Annotated in this window: 1 protein-coding gene; it reads right to left on the bottom strand. The window is 33.9% G+C overall.

The genetic code is table 11. From position 1 onward, the window contains the following. The coding region (locus tag HZY83_RS06965; RefSeq protein ID WP_179943327.1) for a M20/M25/M40 family metallo-hydrolase at positions 1-552 on the bottom strand (552 nt) is incomplete at both ends.

Raw genomic sequence — 552 nt, 5'->3', positions numbered from 1 at the left:
AAATACATGTTCAATTTCTAGTATTTTAAGAAATTCGCTTGCAGCATATTTAAAAGATGATTCATCTATATCAAAGTATGGATTATGATGTGGCGCGGTTATACCTTTATCCTCATTACCACAACCTGTTAAGAAAAAGGCACCTGGACGTACTTTAAGATAATGTGAAAAATCTTCGCCAATCATCATCAAATCTGATTCATTAAATCTTAAATGTAAATCATTCGCTGCTTGTTTAACAACCTCATAAGATTGCGGATGATTGTGTACAGGTAAATAGCCTTTAATATAATTCATGTCATAAGTAATATCATTAGCAACAGCTAAGCCCTGTAATAGTTTATCCATTTTATTCTTAATATGGTTTTGTAGCTCGGTGTCAAATGTACGAACAGTTCCTTTACAAAAGGCGGTATCCGGAATAACACTATCTGTTGATCCAGCTTGTACCATCCCAAATGTCACAACAGCTTCTTTAACTGGGTCTATCGTCCTAGAGACAATCTTTTGTGCACTTAAAATAAATTCAGCCATAATGACTATAGGATCAAT

The organism is Gemella sp. GH3, assembly GCF_013415425.1.
GTDB lineage: Bacteria > Bacillota > Bacilli > Staphylococcales > Gemellaceae > Gemelliphila.
This window is presented reverse-complemented; position numbering and strand designations above follow the sequence as displayed.